This window comes from Pseudoalteromonas sp. T1lg122 (assembly GCF_002964825.1).
GTDB classification, from domain to species: Bacteria; Pseudomonadota; Gammaproteobacteria; order Enterobacterales; family Alteromonadaceae; genus Pseudoalteromonas; species Pseudoalteromonas gelatinilytica.
On record NZ_PQCG01000032.1, the window covers coordinates 165726 to 185185 of the forward strand.

Annotated in this window: 18 protein-coding genes; 7 read left to right on the forward strand and 11 right to left on the reverse strand. The window is 41.7% G+C overall.

Annotation, left to right across the window (positions count from 1 at the left end; genetic code table 11):
• Window positions 1-12: 12 nt before the first annotated feature.
• From ispH to murJ, 6 genes are all read right to left on the reverse strand, one after another.
• The gene (gene ispH, locus C2M33_RS13370) at window positions 13-942 is read right to left on the reverse strand and encodes a 4-hydroxy-3-methylbut-2-enyl diphosphate reductase (protein WP_063700188.1); all 930 of its coding nucleotides are present in this window, start codon (window positions 940-942) and stop codon (window positions 13-15) included.
• Entirely contained in the window at window positions 942-1382 is a 441-nt protein-coding gene (gene fkpB / locus C2M33_RS13375; protein WP_063700190.1) for an FKBP-type peptidyl-prolyl cis-trans isomerase, read from the reverse strand. Before fkpB ends, ispH begins: the two co-directional genes overlap by 1 nt.
• Window positions 1379-1879, reverse strand: coding sequence for a signal peptidase II (lspA, locus tag C2M33_RS13380; RefSeq protein ID WP_063700192.1), 501 nt, complete (start codon window positions 1877-1879; stop codon window positions 1379-1381). Before lspA ends, fkpB begins: the two co-directional genes overlap by 4 nt.
• A 9-nt stretch (window positions 1880-1888) precedes the next feature.
• Window positions 1889-4714, reverse strand: coding sequence for an isoleucine--tRNA ligase (ileS, locus tag C2M33_RS13385; protein WP_105174643.1), 2826 nt, complete (start codon window positions 4712-4714; stop codon window positions 1889-1891).
• Between the two features lie 25 nt (window positions 4715-4739).
• A complete protein-coding gene (gene ribF, locus C2M33_RS13390; RefSeq protein WP_063700198.1) occupies window positions 4740-5666 on the reverse strand; it encodes a bifunctional riboflavin kinase/FAD synthetase in 927 nt (308 codons plus the stop codon).
• A 73-nt stretch (window positions 5667-5739) separates the two neighbouring features.
• On the reverse strand, window positions 5740-7320 hold the full coding sequence (gene murJ, locus C2M33_RS13395; RefSeq protein ID WP_267894572.1) for a murein biosynthesis integral membrane protein MurJ: 1581 nt from the start codon (window positions 7318-7320) through the stop codon (window positions 5740-5742).
• Between the two features lie 243 nt (window positions 7321-7563).
• Between murJ and rpsT the strand changes: the two genes are divergently transcribed.
• On the forward strand, window positions 7564-7824 hold the full coding sequence (gene rpsT / locus C2M33_RS13400) for a 30S ribosomal protein S20 (protein ID WP_036967030.1): 261 nt from the start codon (window positions 7564-7566) through the stop codon (window positions 7822-7824).
• Between the two features lie 99 nt (window positions 7825-7923).
• Here the strand turns inward: rpsT and C2M33_RS13405 are convergent, their stop codons facing one another.
• The gene (locus C2M33_RS13405; RefSeq protein WP_054561914.1) at window positions 7924-8307 is read right to left on the reverse strand and encodes a response regulator; all 384 of its coding nucleotides are present in this window, start codon (window positions 8305-8307) and stop codon (window positions 7924-7926) included.
• Between the two features lie 151 nt (window positions 8308-8458).
• Between C2M33_RS13405 and C2M33_RS13410 the strand changes: the two genes are divergently transcribed.
• The 3 genes from C2M33_RS13410 to smrA all read left to right on the forward strand — a co-directional run bounded on the left by C2M33_RS13410 (window position 8459) and on the right by smrA (window position 10241).
• Window positions 8459-8902, forward strand: a complete 444-nt coding sequence (locus C2M33_RS13410) for a hypothetical protein (protein WP_063700200.1) — start codon at window positions 8459-8461, stop codon at window positions 8900-8902.
• A 100-nt stretch (window positions 8903-9002) separates the two neighbouring features.
• The gene (locus tag C2M33_RS13415; protein ID WP_054551958.1) at window positions 9003-9248 is read left to right on the forward strand and encodes a hypothetical protein; all 246 of its coding nucleotides are present in this window, start codon (window positions 9003-9005) and stop codon (window positions 9246-9248) included.
• Window positions 9249-9659: 411 nt separating this feature from the next.
• Window positions 9660-10241, forward strand: coding sequence for a DNA endonuclease SmrA (smrA, locus tag C2M33_RS13420; RefSeq protein ID WP_054561916.1), 582 nt, complete (start codon window positions 9660-9662; stop codon window positions 10239-10241).
• Between the two features lie 62 nt (window positions 10242-10303).
• Here smrA and C2M33_RS21415 read toward each other — a convergent pair whose 3' ends face one another.
• Window positions 10304-10438: a hypothetical protein gene (locus C2M33_RS21415; RefSeq protein ID WP_267894573.1), complete on the reverse strand. Its 135-nt coding sequence runs from the start codon at window positions 10436-10438 to the stop codon at window positions 10304-10306.
• A 97-nt stretch (window positions 10439-10535) separates the two neighbouring features.
• The gene (locus tag C2M33_RS13425; protein ID WP_105174644.1) at window positions 10536-11456 is read right to left on the reverse strand and encodes a 2-hydroxyacid dehydrogenase; all 921 of its coding nucleotides are present in this window, start codon (window positions 11454-11456) and stop codon (window positions 10536-10538) included.
• Between the two features lie 123 nt (window positions 11457-11579).
• Between C2M33_RS13425 and C2M33_RS13430 the strand changes: the two genes are divergently transcribed.
• The gene (locus C2M33_RS13430) at window positions 11580-13298 is read left to right on the forward strand and encodes a lysophospholipid acyltransferase family protein (protein ID WP_063700207.1); all 1719 of its coding nucleotides are present in this window, start codon (window positions 11580-11582) and stop codon (window positions 13296-13298) included.
• A 55-nt stretch (window positions 13299-13353) separates the two neighbouring features.
• Here C2M33_RS13430 and dapE read toward each other — a convergent pair whose 3' ends face one another.
• On the reverse strand, window positions 13354-14532 hold the full coding sequence (gene dapE, locus C2M33_RS13435) for a succinyl-diaminopimelate desuccinylase (protein WP_105174645.1): 1179 nt from the start codon (window positions 14530-14532) through the stop codon (window positions 13354-13356).
• Window positions 14533-14602: 70 nt separating this feature from the next.
• Entirely contained in the window at window positions 14603-16021 is a 1419-nt protein-coding gene (locus C2M33_RS13440) for an MATE family efflux transporter (protein ID WP_105174646.1), read from the reverse strand.
• Between the two features lie 234 nt (window positions 16022-16255).
• On the opposite strand from C2M33_RS13440, the gene C2M33_RS13445 reads away from it, so the two are divergent.
• Window positions 16256-16909 carry an OmpW/AlkL family protein gene (locus C2M33_RS13445; RefSeq protein ID WP_105174647.1) on the forward strand — a complete coding sequence of 218 codons (654 nt, stop codon included), beginning with the start codon at window positions 16256-16258 and terminating at the stop codon, window positions 16907-16909.
• A gap of 333 nt (window positions 16910-17242) precedes the next feature.
• Complete coding sequence (locus C2M33_RS13450; RefSeq protein ID WP_105174648.1) at window positions 17243-19456, forward strand: CapA family protein; 2214 nt, start codon at window positions 17243-17245, stop codon at window positions 19454-19456.
• Window positions 19457-19460: the final 4 nt, after the last annotated feature.

Sequence of the window (19460 nt, forward strand, 5' to 3'; positions counted from 1 at the left end):
TATTTGCTTAGATTAGCGTAGCTCAACAGGAACGGCAAATACTATGTTCTCTTCTTCACCAGGATTTTCAACAACTTGATTGCCACCTAGTTCTTTTAAACGAGTAATAACCTGTTGAACTAAAACTTCTGGTGCAGATGCACCTGCAGTCACACCCACTGCATTGACACTGTTGAACCAATCCGCTTCAACATTACTCGCATCATCAATTAAATAAGCAGTGGTGCCCATTTTGTCAGCAAGTTCACGTAAACGATTTGAGTTAGAGCTATTTTTAGCCCCTACTACAAGCAGCACATCCACTTTATCTGCTAAGTCACGGACTGCATCTTGACGGTTCTGCGTAGCATAACAAATGTCATCTTTACGCGGGCCATCAATTGCCGGAAACTTAGTACGAAGTGCATCAATCACATCTGCCGTATCATCTACAGATAACGTCGTTTGGCTACAGTAAAACAGGTTTTCAGGGTTTTTAACCGTTAGGCCAGCAACATCTTCAGGGGTTTCTACTAAGTAAATACCACCCGCTTCGTTGTCGTACTGCCCCATTGTGCCTTCTACTTCAGGATGACCATGGTGACCAATTAACACGCACTCAGTGCCTTTACGACTTGCGCGTGTTACTTCCATATGCACTTTTGTTACCAGTGGGCACGTGGCATCGAACACTTTAAGGTCGCGACGCTTTGCTTCACTACGAACAGCTTGCGATACACCATGCGCACTGAATATAACAATGCTGTCGTCAGGAACCTGATCTAGCTCTTCAACAAACACAGCACCACGATTTTTTAAGCCATCAACAACATATCGATTGTGAACGACTTCATGGCGCACATAGATTGGCTTTTCAAAGATATCGAGTGCGCGCTCCACAATACTAATTGCACGGTCAACGCCAGCACAAAAGCCGCGTGGATTCGCTAATAAAATATCCATTAACCTGTTACCTCTAAAATATCAACTTCAAAGGTTAAGCGCTGCCCGGCAAGTGGGTGGTTAAAGTCAATCGTGACTGAGTCACCTTGAACTTCACGAACAAGACCTGGTAACTCTGTGCCATCAGGTTGAGTAAAGGCAATAATATTACCAACTTCAGCTGGGGTCTCAGCACCAAACTTGCTGCGGTCTACATAATAAATGTTATCTGGATTTGGTTGACCAAATGCATCTTCAGGCTCTAATGCAAATGACTTGCTGTCACCAGCCATTAAACCGAGTAAACACTTTTCAAAATTTTCTGTCAGGCTACCATCACCCATTCGCAATTTTGCAGGTTTATTATGCACCTTCGTTGAATCGGCTGCTGAGCCATCTTCTAACTTAATTGAGAAATGAAAGATCACTTCAGAGTTTTCACCAATTACAGCTTGGCTCATGCTCGTTGCTCCTTAGGACTTTCGCCTGTGAAGGCATCAAATAAAAGTAATGCGGCACCGATACAAATTGCACAATCGGCAATATTAAAAACAGGAAAGTGCCAGTTTTCGTAATATACATGCAGGAAGTCAATGACATAGCCATAAGCGATGCGGTCGTATAAGTTGCCAATCGCACCGGCTAATACTAACGCATACGCAGAACATAATACTTTGTTAGACGCTGGCAAGCGTTTCAGCCACCACACTAAAAGCACACTGATCGACACTGCAATCAAACTAAAGAACCAGCGCTGCCAGCCACCTGAATCACTTAAAAAGCTAAAGGCCGCACCATAGTTATGTACATAAGTGAAATTAAAAAACGGCAGAATATCAATCGACTCTTCGTAGGCCATGGTACTAACGACAAGTGTTTTTGTCGCATGGTCTACTACTAAAAGTAGTAGACTCAGCCATAACCAAACCAAGCCACTTTTTCCGGCTAGTTTGCTCACAAACAACTCCTATGCGAACTGACGCTGTTCACCATCGCCGTCAACATTGCTTACACAACGGCCACAGATTTCAGGGTGTGCAGGATCAGCACCTACATCATCACAGTAGTGCCAACAACGCTCACACTTTTCAGCGGTTGTTGCTGCAACTTTAATGAATAAACCATCAATCTCAGTCACTTGAGTACCTTCAGGCTGTGCTGTCACAGTTTCAACTGCCACACCTGACGTTAATAGTACAAAGCGCAGTTCATCACCTAATGCAGCTAATTTCGCGCTTAGCTCTTCACCTGCATAAATGTTTACGTTTGCTTGTAGAGTTGCACCAATAACTTCTTCTTTACGAGCGGCTTCTAGCACACGGTTTACTTCATCACGCACGTTTAGGATTGTTAACCAATCATCGTTGCTGAATTTACCTTGTGAAGAGGCTTGCAAGCCATCGTACCATACTGAAGTGAATACAAACTTGTCACGCTCACCTGGTAATGCTTCCCAAATTTCTTGCGCGGTGAAGCTTAAGATCGGTGCCATCCAACGCGTCATTGCTTCGGCAATGTGATAAAGCGCAGTTTGACATGAACGACGCGCATGACTGTCGCTTTTCGCTGTGTATTGACGGTCTTTAATAACGTCTAGGTAGAAAGAACCAAGCTCACCAGTACAGAAGTTCATTAGCTTTTGCGTTACAAGTAGCATTTGATACTTGTCATAAGCCGCTAAGATTTCATCTTGAAGCTCAGCTGCGCGGCCCACAATCCAACGGTCAAGCTCAACCATGTCTTCAATAGCAACTTGATCCGTTTTAGGATCAAAACCATTTAAATTCGCAAGTAAGTAACGGCTCGTGTTACGAATACGACGATAACGGTCTGCTGAACGTTTAAAGATTTCATCAGATACAGTCATTTCAGCTGTAAAATCAGTTGATGCAACCCATAAACGTAAGATGTCAGCACCTAGTTTGTTCATCACGTTTTGTGGCGAAATTACGTTGCCTAATGATTTAGACATCTTGCGGCCATTTTCATCAACGGTGAAACCATGTGTTAGCACTTGCTTATATGGCGCATGACCATTGATAGCAACCGATGTCATCATTGACGACATAAACCAACCACGGTGTTGATCAGAACCTTCTAAGTAAAGATCAGCAGGACCGGTTAAATCTTCACGTGCATCAACCACACATGCGTGTGTCACACCTGAGTCAAACCATACATCCAACGTATCTTGTACTTTCATGTACTGCTCAGCATCATCGCCAAGTAAAGTTGCTGGCTCTAAGTCATACCACGCTTGAATACCTGATTTTTCAACCAGTTTTGCAGCTTCTTCGATAAGCTCTTGTGTATTCGGATGAAGTGCACCCGTGTCTTTATCAACGAATAATGCAATTGGCACACCCCATGTACGTTGACGTGAAATACACCAATCAGGACGACCTTCAACCATGTTTGCAATGCGGCTTTCGCCCCACTCAGGTAACCACTCAGTCTTTTTGATTTCTCTTAATGAATCTTGACGAAGGTTAGCTTGGTCCATACTTACGAACCACTGTGGCGTCGCACGGAAGATAATTGGCGTTTTGTGACGCCAACAATGTGGGTAACTATGTGTAAGCGCATGGTGATGTAATAACGCATTGTTTTCAGTTAATACGTCAATAACGCTCGCATTTGCTTTAAATACGTGCTGACCAGCAAACATTGGTGTGTCAGGTAAGTAAACACCGTTAGCACCAACTGGGTTAGCCACTTCTAAACCATAAGCAAGACCGGCCGCGAAATCCTCTTGACCGTGACCAGGTGCAGTATGAACAACACCAGTACCAGAATCAGTTGTAACGTGATCAGCAACAATCACAGGCACTGTGAAGTCATAGAATGGGTGAGCAACCTGTAAGTTCTCAAGTGCCGCACCTTTCACATAACCTAGTACGTGGTAATGCTTAAAGCCATAACGGTCCATAGCATCTTTAACTAGCTCAGAACCTAAGATTAAACGCTGCTGTGCACCTTCATCGTCAATTTGAACAAGGGCATATTCAAGCTTTTCGTGAACTGCTACTGCACGGTTAGCAGGTAGTGTCCAAGGTGTTGTCGTCCAGATAACAGTACTCACTGCACCAGTACCTGTATGGCCTTCAGCTAGTTCAAACGCATTGATTACAGCATCTTGATCAGCAAATTCGAAGCGTACATCGATTGCTGGAGACTGTTTATCTTGATATTCAACTTCCGCTTCAGCAAGTGCTGAACCACAATCTGTACACCAGTGAACAGGCTTAGCACCTTTGTGTAAGTGACCATTTTTAATGATACGACCAAGAACACGAATCGCATTCGCTTCAAAGTCAAAGTTCATTGTTAAGTAAGGCTTGTCCCAATCACCAAATACACCTAGACGTTTAAAGTCTGTTTTTTGACCTTCAACTTGCTTTTTAGCGTATTCACGACACTTTTCACGGAACTCAGCAGCAGACACTTTCACGCCCGGCTTGCCTACTTTCTTTTCAACCATTAATTCAATTGGTAAACCATGACAATCCCAACCCGGCACGTAAGGTGCATCGAAGTCAGACAGGGTTTTTGACTTAACAATAATATCTTTAAGAATTTTGTTTACCGAGTGGCCTAAATGGATATCACCGTTTGCATACGGAGGGCCGTCATGCAAAATGAAGGTTTTTTTACCTTTTTTAGCGCTGCGAATTTGACCGTAAAGATCGTCTTCATACCATGTTTTAAGCATGTTTGGCTCACGTTGTGCCAAATTGCCGCGCATTGGAAACGCTGTTTCCGGTAAATTCAAAGTATGTTTGTAGTCGCTCATTAATCCTACTTTCCGTATCGGCTACCTAATTTAAACCAAAACACTGTTTAGCGGCGGTTACATCATCTGCAATCTGCGCCGTCAATTGTGTTAATGTCTCGAATTTTTTCTCATCGCGAAGCTTCTTGATTAGCTCCACGTGCATAAATTGTCCATAAATATCTTTCGCAAAGTCGAAAAGATGAACCTCTAACAATGCGCGTGTTCCATTAAATGTGGGTTTGTTGCCAATATTTGCAACCCCAAATAATTCTTTTTCACCAACGGTTGCTCGCACTGCAAATACACCATTTACAGGACATACTTGGCGCTTCAACGCAATATTGGCGGTTCTGAACCCCAACTCACGACCTTTTTCCCAGCCATGAATAACACGTCCAGAAATTGCATAACCATGGCCTAACATGGTTTTTGCATCTTCTAATTGCCCTGCAGCAAGCGCATGGCGAATAAGGGTACTGCTCACTCTATCATTGAGTCTACGAAAACTTGCAGTACTTTTCACATCCATATTTAGCTCAGCGCCCATGGTTTTTAATAGCGCAAAATCACCACGACGACGTTTCCCAAAGCAAAAGTCATCGCCTACTGTCAGCGCTTTAACGCCTAACTTTTCAACCAAAACTTGGCTGACAAACTGCTCTGCTTCCATATTGGCAAATTGCTGATTGAAGCTAATGCAAATCACCCGCTCAACACCTAGCTTTGCTAGTAAGCTGAGCTTATCACGTAGTCGAGTTAAACGCGCAGGTGCATTATCTTTAGCAAAAAACTCTTGTGGCTGAGGCTCAAATAACATCACGGTACTTGGCAATTGATGCTTTTCTGCGTCTTGCAGCAAGCCTTTAATCACTTCTGCATGACCTAAGTGCACGCCATCAAAATTACCAATGGTCAACACACAGCCATAATGCTGCGCGCGAATATTGTGAATACCTCTAATTAACTCCATGCCACCTTTTTGCCTTTATCAGCGAGCCCAAAACATTGATATCGGGCTTGAAGCGCCGATTATAATCTTTTTTTTAGTTTGATTCAGTAGTTGCAACACTTTTTATCGTATTTAGTCGCACACCTAAAATGAACAAGGCTACAAAGTACACAAAAGCAGCAAGTGCCAATAACCCCGTCAATAGCACTACCTGCTCACTAAAGTGCCATGTTTTCCACGCAAATTGCTGGCCAACATACCACACTGAAGCAGCCATTAATAAACTTGAAAACAAACACTTAAAGGTAAAGCTAAGGCTCATCGCAGAAAACTGATAGACGCCATCTTTACGTAATTGATGATACAACAAATAGGCATTACAACTGGCCGACATCGCGGTTGCTAACGCTAACCCCAAATAGCCAATAAAGGGGGCCAACATAATGTTAAACACCATATTTAACACCAGTGTTTTAATACCTATTTTTACAGGGGTTTTAGTATCTTGACGTGAATAAAAACCCGGTGCTAACACCTTGATTAGCATAAAGCTAACCAATCCTACCGAGTAGGCCATCACTCCATAACTAACCGCTTTTACATGATCAACTTCACCATCCTGAAACGCGCCATGGTCAAATAAAACCGTAATAATGAGCGGGCTAATCACCATTAAACCAAACATGGCAGGCAAGCCTAAGAAAATAACAAAGCGCACACCCCAATCAAGGGTTAGCTGGAAATCTTTTGTGCTATTAGTGCTATGTAACTTAGATAATGCGGGCAAAATGACTGTCGCGATACCAATACCAAATAAGCCAAGAGGAAACTCAATTAAACGGTCTGAGTAGTAAAGCCACGCGATAGAGCCGGTCATCAACATCGAGGCAATCATGGTGTCGAGTAACAAGTTTATTTGGCTTATCGAAACACCAAACAAGGCAGGTAGCATGAGCTTTCGAACTTTCTTAACGTTTTCATCTTGCCAGCCCCATTTAGGGCGGCTCAACATACGGGCACGGTACAAAAATGGCAACTGAAACAGTAACTGTACTAAGCCCCCCACAAACACGCCAATGGCAAGTGCGTATGCCCCTACCGAAAATTTATCGTGTAGAAAAACAGCACACGTGATAATTGATACATTCAACAGCACAGGCGTAAATGCAGCCACAGCAAAGCGATTATAGACGTTCATAACCGCACCGCTCAGGGCAACCAGACTCACAAAAAACAAATAAGGGAAAGTCAGCTTTAGCAGCGCACTGGCCAGTACGAACTTTTCGGCATTTTCGCCTCCTTGCCACCAATCGATAAACCAACCGGTACCAAATAATGCTGCGATGACTGGAGAGGCAACCACCCCAAACAGGGTGACAATCAATAAAATGGTGCCTAAGGTGCCGGCTGCTTGAGCCACAAACAACCTCACCTTATCGTCACCTTGTTGCTCTTTTATCTCAGATAAAACCGGTACAAAAGCTTGGGCAAAAGCTCCTTCAGCAAACAAACGTCTTAAAAAGTTAGGAATTCGATTGGCAAATAAAAACACATCGGCTGCGGCACTGGCCCCAAGCAGATTAGCCACAACAGCATCTCGTACTAACCCTAAAACACGTGAAATCATTGTCATTGCACTAACAATCATTCCAGAACGAAATAATCCTTTTGCCACCTTAAACCCATTATCAAAAAACCTTTAAGATGGGCGATTATGCCTAAAATATCTTTAAAGCACTAGGCTCGAACCCGACCCTTTGTTACAATGGCGATATTAACTGCTAAAGCGGCAAATTGATGTTCGTTATAAGGAGCAGTTTTTCTTGAGATGTCAAATTTTCGTTGACATTCATGATAAAAACAGGCATATTCCACGGCCTTTAAATTAAGCTTATTTTAAGATTGTTAGGAGCAAACCTTGGCTAACATCAAGTCTGCAAAAAAACGCGCTATTACGAGCGAAAAAAATCGTCAACATAACGCAAGCCGTCGTTCAATGATGCGCACTTACTTCAAAAAAGTAGTTGCTGCAATTGAAGCGGGCGACAAAGAAGCTGCACAAGCAGCATTCGCTGTTGCAACACCTATCCTAGACCGTTACGCAACTAAAGGTCTTATCCACAAGAACAAAGCAGCTCGTCATAAGAGCCGTTTAGCAGCTAAAATCAAAGCGCTATAATTTGTTTTTGATGAATATAAAAAAACCGGCTTATGCCGGTTTTTTTTTATCTGTAATTTAACAAGGCACGTTTTCACTATGCCTCATTAAACCAGTTAGCTAGACAATTTCGAGTTCTGGGTAAAACTTTTTCAGCATGGCGGCAATTTTCTTAGGTGTGAAAGGTTTTACTACAAACCCTTTAGCGCCCTTCTCAATCGCTTCTTTAACGTTTTCGACCGTTGAATGAGCCGAAACCATCACAACATTCGCTTCAGGCGAAATTTCGTTGATTTGCGAGATAATCTCTTTGCCGTCACCATCGGGTAATTCAATATCTAAGAAGATAATATTGAACTCTTTTTCTTTACATGCGCTTAAACACTGCGCGGCCGTAGAAGCCTCACGCACATTATCGATACCTAGGTGCATCAATGTTTGATTTAAAAAACTGCGAACTGTGCCTACGTCGTCCACAATAAGAATTGAAAGCTGCGTATCCATACTATTCCTCTTAAACTATGAAGATAAACACTCATTGCACTGAAGAGTGTAACGCATTTAAGCTATAAGTGATTTGAATTTGACTATTATATCAAAAACTTCGTTATAATCTCATTATAGAGACCTATGTTTAAAAGGCCAGATAAGCTTTATGTCTAACAAAATAAAAAAACAATCTTTACTTGGTAAAGCACCTGCACGAAAGAAACCAACGCAAGCAAAACGCCAAAGACCCTTAAATCAACAACAAGCGCGCGCACAAGCTGGGCAACAAGCCGCACCTGAAGTCGAACTTAAAAAAAGCAAAACACGTTGGTATACACTTGCCGCGGTTGTATTAATTCTACTAATTACGCCAAAGCCCGTGCTAATCACTTATGAAAAGCTTGGCATGGTCTCACAAAGTGTATTTTGGCCTGGCGTATTTGGCTATGGTGCAAACTTATTTGATTCAACCCTGAGCCCCCGCGCAGACCTTAGCCGCAACGTTATTTACCTATGCCAAGATAAGCGTAACCCAGACACCTGTCAGAAGTATCGTGTGACAGAACAAAGTGGATTTTTTGCTGCCATGAAAAAACTAATAATGGATTAAAAAATCTAATCCGAAAATTAAAAATTACTTGGTTGAAAGCTGTGTAAAAGATCACCATAATGGCGCTCCTTTTTCAACACAGACACGATCAGATACGACCATGCTAAACGAGCTAGATTGGCTTTTAAACTTAACGTTACTTGCACTAGGATTAGGTGCATTTTTTATTAACCAGCTTACATTACTGCGTTTTGCGGCGATTAGCGCGTGTAGTTTATTATTTTTATCGTTTAGTTTAGATCTCATGTCATCGAGCGTTATCTCAAATATGAGCTTGGTGTTGATCAATACATTTTATTTATTCAAGGTCTACACATTTGGCCAGTTGAATATCAATCAAGGTTAATCTTCTCCTAAGATAAATTGATAGAATAGGCTATCCCATCTATCAGCTTTTATGCCCGAGCAGCCCTCTGCTTGGGCTTTTTTTTACTTACAAAATAATTGAACTGAGATACCATAAACGGCGTATATATACCCAAGCCACCTCAAGATGCAGAATTCAGCGTTTCACAGGTGCTTAATATCAAGGCGTTACTTTGCAAGAATGGTAGTCCCTTTTAAGAAGTAACAACGATGAGAGTGAGTGCCTGTGAAACGCCCGGAGGGTTGGTTTAAAAGGGATTTATACTGCGTTATTGATTTTAACAATAGAACCACTATTATTTGCAATCAATGCCTTGCCTAAATCGCTTTTAATTCCAACTGAAACTCGCACCTTGAGATGGTTTGGGTATAGAAAATTTTGGGGTACATTATGTCATTAAACGACTTCGACTTATTTCTTTCATCAATGGAAGACGTAAAACCTCTTAAGCATGACACTGTTCAATTTGATTCTACGAAACAGGGCCCTTCTTTAGCGCAACAAGAAAAACGTAAAGCAGCTGAGTGTGATTTAGCAATTGATGAAAACTATTTACGTACTGAATTCGTTGAGCTGTTAGATCCTCATGCCATATTGGCATTTAAAAAAGATGGCGTACAAGGCCAAGTATATAAAAATCTGCGTTTAGCTAAATATCAACTCGATGCCACGCTTGATTTGCATGGTCAGCCTCTTCAAAGAGCGCGCAGTACGCTTTTTAATTTTATTGATGACTGCCATAAACGAAATATTCGTGTCGTACTTATTCGCCATGGTATTGGCATCAAAAATAAATCACAGCCGGGTATCTTAAAAAGCTATACCAATAAATGGCTGCAAGAAATTCCAGCGGTTTTAGCCTTTCATAGCGCCCTTAAGCATCATGGTGGTAGCGGTGCAACGTATGTGATGATTAAAAAGTCAGACGAGAAGAAGCACGAGAACAGAGAAATCCATTCAAAAAGAAGTTAAGAGAATAAAGGATTAAAGTGCAGCATCAATACATGCTGCACATACTAATTGTGATTGGTTGGTTATGATTGGCTAACTTCAATAACCTGAGCTGGCTGATCTGATGCATTCGCTTGATTAAACCATGCTGAAACACCAAGAACAATTACTGACACTACGACTAGACTAAATTTAGCTCCACCTTGATTAGATTTCATAACGCCTCTTTTTTATTATTGTTTTTTTATTGAGCAACAACAGCATAGCAAAGTTACAGATGTTAACAAGGTGTATATTAAACTAATTTGTAATGTGTCAATAACCTTTTGTTCTATCAACCTGATTTATTAGACTTTCACCTTCAATTAACCTTTTGACATTACCCGCGATTTGCAGCGTCACAGTCTCTAAATCTGACAATGCAGCACAGTGAGGTGTTAAGGTCACCTTTTCATGAGACCAATAAGGATGCACCTTAGGTAAAGGCTCTTCGCTGAACACATCAAGGGTAGCGCCACGTAATTGCTCACTATCAAGTGCTTCAAGTAAATCTTCATCGACAACATGCTTGCCTCTGGCAACATTAATAAGCACCGCATGATTTTGCAATTTACTTAGCAGTGATTTGTTAATGATACCCTGAGTGTGTTGGTTAAGTGGCAACAAGCACACGAGATAATCAATTTGACCAAGCATGTCATCTAATCCCTGCCGTGTGTAATAGGTACTTACTTCAGCATCGTGTTTTTCACTATTAGACCAAGCACTCACTCTAAAGCCATTTGCGAGTAAACGCTTAGCACAGGCTTTACCGAGTTCACCATAACCCAAAATACCCACATGTTGATGTGAATACGCTCGCTTTGGCTTCCAAGTACTGGCTGATTGTTTTAAATAATATTCTTTGAGTCTCAGCTTGTGTGCCAACACATGGGTCAACACGTACTCTGCCATATCATTTGCAAGATTATCATCAACAATTCTAACAACGGGGACATGCGCAGCTATCTTCGTTAACTCGATGCTATCAACGCCTGCACCAAATGAAGAAACTGCTTTTAAATTTACCAGCTTAGGCCATAAATCAGCAGGGGCATTCCAAGCCAGTACAAACTCAACGGCTTGGTAATCAGTGCATTCAGACCAAAGCTGCACGTCAACCTCTGGTAATAACGCTTGTAATCGAGCAATTAATTGGCTGCAATCTCGACCTGTTACAGCTACAAGTAAAATCATTGTCTTCTCCATTTTGCCTCGTACTCGAAGCGCTCTTTAAAAAGTCACACAACTGCAACCTAACTGTCACAGCGAACTCTTACCCTAACCTCATCGCTGAATGCGTTTATGTTTGAGGTTTGTATGATCAGTGTTGATAAAGTAATAGAAGCAAATTTACCACAGTTAGAAAATTCACCAAAAGTAAAAGGCTTAGTAAAGAAAGGCCTGGGTTATTTATTACATGAGCAAGAGTTTGTTGCCTTTGGTGATGCATACCCACACTTACAAGGACTTGAATTTGTAGAGCAAGTACTTGATGAGCTTGACTTTGACACGCGCTACAAGCCAAAGCAAATGGAACATATTCCTAGTGAAGGCAATATCGTCATCGTGGCTAACCACCCTATTGGTTCACTCGATGCATTAGCGCTGATAAAAGTATTATCAAGTGTGCGCCCTGATTTAAAAGTCGTTGCAAACCGCATGCTGATGTCTATCACTCCCATGCACTCGTTACTCCTTCCCGTAGATAACCTATCAGGAACGAGTAAAAAGAAAGAGCTGGCTAATATCCAACAGCACTTAAAATCAGACGGTGCGTTATTAATTTTCCCAGCAGGTGAGGTATCGCGCTTAAGTCCAACGGGAATTAAAGACTGTAAATGGAACAGTGGCTTTTTACGTATGGCAAAAAAAGCCAACGCACCTATTTTGCCTATTTACATCAAAGCGAAAAACAGCCCGTTATTTTACGGCACCTCAATGATCTATAAACCATTAGCCAGTTTGCTATTAGTCAAAGAGATGTTTAAACAACGACAAAAATCATTAGAGTTTGAAATTGGCGCATCTATCCCACCTGAGTCATATTTAATCGAGAATTTAAAAGATAAAGAGATAGCTCAGCTGATAAGAAAACAGTTGTATCGACTTATCACTAAAAAACCTCTGCCGTTAAAAACGCAAACTCCCATTGCTAGCCCAGAAGCAACGAAAGACCTTAAAAAAGCCATTGAAGAGTGTGAATTATTAGGTGAAACCTCTGATGGTATGAAAATTTACTTATACCAATACTGTGGTAGCTCACCGATTTTCCGTGAGCTAGGACGACTTCGTGAAATTGCGTTTCGTGCAGTCGGTGAAGGCAGTGGCAAACGCCGAGATATAGATAAATACGACATGGATTATCAACACCTTGTACTTTGGGATGCTAAACAACTTGAACTAGTTGGCGCATACCGACTTGCCTGCGCACAAGACATTATAAAAAAACATGGCCGCAAAGGTTTATACACCGATAGCCTATTTAGCTACAGCGATGCTATGACGCCGTATTTTGAAAAAGGCATTGAGCTTGGTCGCAGCTTCGTGCAACCCAAATACTGGGGTAGAAAAAGCCTAGATTATTTATGGTTTGGCATCGGCGCATTTGTGAACCGATACCCGCAATACCGCTATTTGTTTGGCGCAGTCAGCGTGTCTAACGCACTCCCTGAGCAAGCAAAATCACTCCTCGTTCATTATTACCAACATTATTATGGTGCTAAACAAGTGTTAGCTATCCCCAATAATGAATATCGCCATACCGAATCACAAAAAGAACAATGTGCTCAGTTATTTGCTGGGGATGACATTAAAGAAGACTTTGTTGAACTTAAGCATGTACTTGCCAATATTGGCGCGCAAGTCCCTACCTTATTCAAACAATACACGGAGCTTTGCGAACCTGGTGGCGTACAGTTTTTAAGTTTTAGCATCGACCCTGAGTTTAATAACTGCATTGATGGATTAGTGCTTGTCGACTTAGATAAAGTAAAAGCGAGTAAGGCCAAACGGTACTTAGGACAGGCACGAGAATAGTCGTTATAAAATAACTAAAAGGAAAAAGTCGGCATATTCGCCGACTTTTTCATTTTTAACTAAATATATTTCTAAGCGCAGCTGAATATATTTGCTCAATGGTGATTAAGTCTGCGATTGGGACATGCTCATTAACTTGATGAATGGTATGGTTTCTCACGCCACATTCAATCACCTGAGTATGCTCATTAGCAAAAAAGCGGCCATCAGATGTGCCACCACTAGTACTAAGCATCGGAAAGCTGCCAGTGATTTCATGCACGGCTTGTTCAAGCTGCTGCAACAAGCAATTGCTGGCTTGATGCAAGGTATAAAATGATTCGCACGGGCGCTCCCAAACAAGCGTTAGCTGGGATGCTAAATCTGCCAACGCAAACTGAATTTCTTCTTTAACGTCTTTACTTTTGTAGCCATGACTATAACGCACGTTAAACGTTAGCTCACACTGAGCAGGAACAAGATTATCCACCACATTGGCTATATTAATGCCAGTTACTTGTAGTGTTGTTGCCGAACCGGCTTCATCTTTGTGCCAGCTAATTGCCGTTAAGCGCTTTACAACCTCTGCACTTAAATGTGCTGCGTTTATGGTGTTTTCAGGATAAGCAACATGCCCAGCTTTACCTTGAATAGATAATCGAGCCGACAACGCCCCCCGTCTGCCATTTTTAATGGTATCACCCACATGCAAATGACTCGTCGGTTCGCCAACTAGGCAACCATCAAGCACAACACCTTGTTTAGCTAGACGCTCAGCAATCAATAAGGAGCCGTATTCAGCCTCACCTTCTTCATCTGAGGTAATTAACCAGTAGAATGTGCCGCGTTTATTGCTCTTTTGCGCTAAAAAACGCTTTGTTGCGCAAAGCATAGCAGCAACACCGCCTTTCATATCTGCTGCGCCACGGCCATAGACACTGCCATCGACTATCTCGCCACTAAAAGGATCAACTCGCCAATCACCCTGCGCAGCGGGTACCACATCAATATGACCAGAAAAAGCAACGATAGGGCCTTCACCAAAGGTGATTTTAGCAATTAAATTAGTAACATGATTAAAGCTAAATACCTCACAATCAAAGCCGAGCTGGCTTAAATTACTTTCAAGCCAATCAATTGCCCCCGCTTGAGCAGGTGTGACCGATTTAAATCGGAGCAAGGTTTGTAATGTTTCAACCACCTCAGATTGCACCGACAGGTGCGTTGCTAACTCTGCATTTGATATCAAACTCATAATAACCCTAGTCAGTTAGAAAGCTTGGGTTATTACAACGAGAGTTTATGACCGCAGTGTGAAACTTAAATTAATGATTTCCTTCTTCAATGAGGGTTTCTTGGGTCACCTTGGCTATGTCTTTATCTTCTTTGGTTAATTGTGTTCGTTGCCAACGACCTGCTGCGAACCAAAGATAAGTAATGATTGCCACAAGTACATTGGTGATAGCAAAGGAATACCATATGCCCTGTGGTCCCAGTGAAGTATGCTTAGACAAAATATACGCGGCAGGAAATTGAATAACACATTGCGAAAGCAGTGACACAACCATCGCATTTAGCATGTTTCCTGAAGCCCTAAATGCAGCGACTACGCAAAGCTGCACGCCTATTCCGCCCCAAGTTAAGCACATGACGCGAATAAACTCTGCGCCACCAGCAATAACAAACTCATCATCAGGAATGAAAAAAGCCACCAAGTATTCAGCAAACAAATAAGCAATCACGCCCACTGATGTCAGGCCTAGTAACCCCCAAAGCGAGGCTAAGCGTGTTATTTGTGCCGCACGCTGCGGGTTTCCTGCTCCCATGTTTTGACCCACCAAGGTCGAAACAGCCATTGAAAGGCCCATTGCAGGGATCATCACCATTTGCAAAATATTAGAGCCAACACCATAAGAAGCAATGGTGTGCGTACCAAAGCTGGCAACCAAAAACGACATTATGATTAAACCAAATGCTCTCGCTGAAAGCTCAACCGAGCCTGGTGCCCCTAAAAAGAAGGCTTGCTTCATATATTGCCAGTCAGGTTTAAAGCTTGAGAGTTTAAGTTGAATTCCATGACGCCCCCGCAAAAATACCCAGACACCGATAACAGCCGCTAAGCTTTGCGTGATAAGTGTGGCTAATGCAGCGCCCATTACGCCAAAACCAGAGAAATCACCAAACCCAAAAATCAGTAATGGGTCGAGCACAAAATTGAGTAATACAGTACCGCTTACTATATACAGTGGCACCTTGGTTTGCCCGATACCACGCATTAAGGCTTGGAACATGGCATAAATAAACACAAACACAACACCAATAAAGGATACATGCATAAATTTAAGGGCATCACCAAACACTTGCTCTTCAACGCCTAACAAAGTCAAAAAGTATGGCGATAGCACATAACCTGCTAAACCAAGCATCGAAGCCGTAAGCGTCACCATTAACATGGTTTGCGCAGCAACATGATTAACCTTATCTTGCTGGCCAGCTCCCATGTACTGAGCAGATAAAATAGCCCCCGCCATCGCTAAACCTGAACCAATTGCAATCACTAAAAAAGTAACAGGCATACTGACAGAAACGGCAGCTACTTGCTCCGCCCCTAAGCGCCCTACCCAAAATGCATCTGTTAATTGATAAGCAGACTGCAAAATATTGATTAAGATGATCGGGATACCTAATTTAAGTAACGCTTTTGAAATCGAGCCATGAAGAAATAAATGCTGAGGATCAGCCATGAAAAACACCTAATAAGCAAACAACACCCTTAGTTTAACAGCCGTAGCTGAATATAGAGTCAATAACAGTCAATCTTTTTTTCGCCGTACCTGTTTAAAAACTTAATCTAAATCAATAAATGACTTCACTGTGTTCAAACATTTTTGAAACTTTGATCTAGAACAGGTTTTGTCCGCTGCAACTTGGTAATAATAGCCTCAACCAAATCAGACAAGTAGTTCGCGGAGAACAACATGAAAACTAAATTAAGCATTGCATTACTTACTTCACTATTAGCACTCTCTCCTGTTGCAAACGCAAACTTAAGCGTGAACGTAGGTGCAATTAATGTAAACCCTGATAACGACAGCTCAAAAATCAATGAAGCGCCAACGTTAGGCCTACGTGCGGATGATGATACTCAGCTAGGTATTACTGTAGATTACGCGCTTGATGACAACTGGGTAATTGAATTAGTAGCAGCAACACCATTTAGTCATGATGTTCAAGGCGCAGGTGGTTTAGCTGGTAACAAAATCGCGACTATCAAGCATTTACCACCAACACTTTTAGCGCAATACCACTTTTTAGACTCAACGTATAAGTTCCGTCCATTTGTGGGTGTAGGTCTTAACTATACAACTTTCTTTGATGAGCAACCTTCTGCGGCTTTAAAAGCAACACTAGGTACTGACGATGTAGAAGTTAAACTAGATGACTCTTTCGGCATTGCAGCTCAAGCAGGTTTTAACTACATGATGAGTGAAAACTGGGGTCTGCATGGCATGGTTTCACTTATTGATATCGAAACTGACGCAACTGTTTATGCAGACGGTGCAAAAGCGCTAACTTCAACAGTAAAAATTGACCCAGTTGTTGCTATGTTCGGTGTGAAATACAAATTCTAACTTTCATTTTGTGAAAGCCCATACGCACAAAAAGGCCATTTATTGGCCTTTTTTATTTTCGCTCGCTTCCTAGTACCAAATTGCTATTTATCTAAATTCTAAGACAAATTCCTCCAACCAATAAAATTGAACTACACTTACTTACTAAGCTACACCTTTATTATTGGTTATTAAGTCGCCAGTATAAAATATCGTCGAAACAATGCCAAAGAGCAGGCAATATCTGAATTTTCAGAGCTGGTCAATTGTTGTCCCTATTAGCCAGCAATTATAAAATAACCATAATAATTTTGACGTATAGAATGTAAATTGCGTGATAACGAGGGGCGTTAGTTGAAAATATTTTTTAATTCTTTAGTTCTGCTTACGTGTCTTAATTTAACAGCATGTAAGGTAAAAGACCCGAACGAAGATAAACCAGATGAGCAAACGCAGGTCGCAATCAGCGATCGCGAAAAGCTGCTTGCGGGTAGTGCAAATATTTCTTTTACGATCACCGATGAAAATCAAACACCTCTTAGCAATATCAGTGTTACCTTAGCAGGGCAAACCTATCAGTCTGATAGCGATGGTACAATAAGTATTAGTAACCTTGCTTATGGCAATCATGCGATTATGGTTGAGCAAGCGGGATATTTTCCGCGAGCAAGTATTGTCGTTAATCAACCTGACTCATCAACAAAGACAGTTCAACTCCAAACTAAAGCATCGAGCAGTAAAAGCCTTTTATTTGCTGGCGATACTATGTTTGGCCGTCGTTATTTAGATCCCAATTTAAAAACCATGGGCACGTCTATTCCCGATGTAACTGATGCCTTGATCCACCCAGATACCGCAGGAGCAGACAGCATTGCAATTACTGCGGATGTCGCAGCGTTATTTCAAAATGCTGACTTTGCGTCTGTAAATTTAGAGTCGCCAGTGACGACTAATCCTGCAACCGTCCATCCAACCAAAGAGTTTAGCTTTTTTAGTCTACCAGACTCACTACAAGGGCTCACTGAGATAGGCATAGATTATGTTGGTCTTGGAAATAACCATATCTACGATTACTTGCAATCCGGCTTAGAAGATACCCTCATTGAAGTAAGCAATGCAGGTTTACTTCATAGCGGTGCAGGTCTTGATGAGAGTCAAGCAATGACTACCGTCAGTAAAACGCTCGATAATGTAACTCTGGTGTTATTTGCCGCTACCTCGATTACTGGTGAAGAACATGAATATAGTTATATTGCTGATTTAACAAAAGGCGGGGCTGCAAATTTAACCAACTCAGATACCGTTAGATCATCATTAGAAGAACAGGATTCTTCGCAATTTATCATTGCCCAAATGCATGGTGGAGATGAATACACCTACTCACCTTCAAGCTATATTGGCAGTCGCTTTGAAGCATTATCAAAACAAAATACAGATCTCCTTATTGCTCATCACCCTCATGTGGCGCAAGGTTTTGCTGTTTATAACGATATTCCAGCAGTGCTGGGGTTGGGTAACTTTGTCTTTGATCAACCTCGCCTTGATACCTTACTCGGTGTTGCAGTAATGATCGATTTAAATACCAATACGCAAACCGTCAACCGGGCTTTTGCTTATCCTATTTTTGTTGAAGATTATAAACCACGGTTCACAACAGGATTTCTAACTCACTACTTATTAAGACGCCTTGCTGAGTTTTCTGATGACAATATCACTTTAATTCCTCGTGATAATTATGGTGAAGTCTATTTCAGCCAAAACCAAGCAACACAGAGCACAACTGACGTTACGATTGAGGTAGATGGCAGCAGCGACATTATTGACTTACGACAATACAGCCCTTCATCGGCGGCATTTTTATCATCAATAGAAGTAACCAGCGGCGAGCTCAGCAGTGCGGTATTTGGACGCGATATAATGGTGTTTGGCGATTTTGAAGATTGGGATAACGACAGCGAAGCATTTGAAGTGAGCCGCTGGGATCATACTAGTGACAGTGTATTTCCATGTACAGATAAACCTTATGCAGGCATACAAGCGCTGTGCTCTAGTAGAGATGAGTTCGATAATACGCCATCGATAATACCGTTTAGACACACAATGCGAGTGATGGAACTCACAGATGAAAATGGCGATCCACTACTGAGTAAAGACTTCTCTTTTTATGGTTATTTACAAGCAGAAAACGGTGGAAAAATTGATGCGCTTTTGAGTTATACAACCGAAATTGACGACCTTACTTTTTCACAGCATAAAATTGATGTAAGTGAAGGGGGTGATCAAGCATGGCACGCTTTTAGCCATGACTTTAGTTTACCGTCAGATGAATTCACTTTAGGACCAAAAGAACTTCCACCAAGGGGCGTAAAACTACAATTTAGGCATTACGCACCAAGTACAGGTGAAGCAATCTCTCGCTTAGATAATGTTGCACTAATTAGCTGGCAAGATGCTATCAGCTTAGATAATGGACTATGGCAAACCGAGAAAATGCACGGTTTTGACTTTTTAAAGATCTCAGCAAGTAATGATACGAATGTAAAACTTACATTCACAATACTTGATTAAGGAG

What these genes read in the sequence shown, in the direction of transcription:
- ispH (WP_063700188.1), bottom strand. Translation starts at nt 942, where the DNA reads ATGGATATTTTATTAGCGAATCCACGCGGCTTTTGTGCTGGCGTTGAC.
- fkpB (WP_063700190.1), bottom strand. Translation starts at nt 1,382, where the DNA reads ATGAGCCAAGCTGTAATTGGTGAAAACTCTGAAGTGATCTTTCATTTC.
- ileS (WP_105174643.1), bottom strand. Translation starts at nt 4,714, where the DNA reads ATGAGCGACTACAAACATACTTTGAATTTACCGGAAACAGCGTTTCCA.
- ribF (WP_063700198.1), bottom strand. Translation starts at nt 5,666, where the DNA reads ATGGAGTTAATTAGAGGTATTCACAATATTCGCGCGCAGCATTATGGC.
- C2M33_RS13405 (WP_054561914.1), bottom strand. Translation starts at nt 8,307, where the DNA reads ATGGATACGCAGCTTTCAATTCTTATTGTGGACGACGTAGGCACAGTT.
- C2M33_RS13410 (WP_063700200.1), top strand. Translation starts at nt 8,459, where the DNA reads ATGTCTAACAAAATAAAAAAACAATCTTTACTTGGTAAAGCACCTGCA.
- C2M33_RS13415 (WP_054551958.1), top strand. Translation starts at nt 9,003, where the DNA reads ATGCTAAACGAGCTAGATTGGCTTTTAAACTTAACGTTACTTGCACTA.
- smrA (WP_054561916.1), top strand. Translation starts at nt 9,660, where the DNA reads ATGTCATTAAACGACTTCGACTTATTTCTTTCATCAATGGAAGACGTA.
- C2M33_RS21415 (WP_267894573.1), bottom strand. Translation starts at nt 10,438, where the DNA reads ATGAAATCTAATCAAGGTGGAGCTAAATTTAGTCTAGTCGTAGTGTCA.
- C2M33_RS13425 (WP_105174644.1), bottom strand. Translation starts at nt 11,456, where the DNA reads ATGATTTTACTTGTAGCTGTAACAGGTCGAGATTGCAGCCAATTAATT.
- C2M33_RS13430 (WP_063700207.1), top strand. Translation starts at nt 11,580, where the DNA reads ATGATCAGTGTTGATAAAGTAATAGAAGCAAATTTACCACAGTTAGAA.
- dapE (WP_105174645.1), bottom strand. Translation starts at nt 14,532, where the DNA reads ATGAGTTTGATATCAAATGCAGAGTTAGCAACGCACCTGTCGGTGCAA.
- C2M33_RS13440 (WP_105174646.1), bottom strand. Translation starts at nt 16,021, where the DNA reads ATGGCTGATCCTCAGCATTTATTTCTTCATGGCTCGATTTCAAAAGCG.
- C2M33_RS13445 (WP_105174647.1), top strand. Translation starts at nt 16,256, where the DNA reads ATGAAAACTAAATTAAGCATTGCATTACTTACTTCACTATTAGCACTC.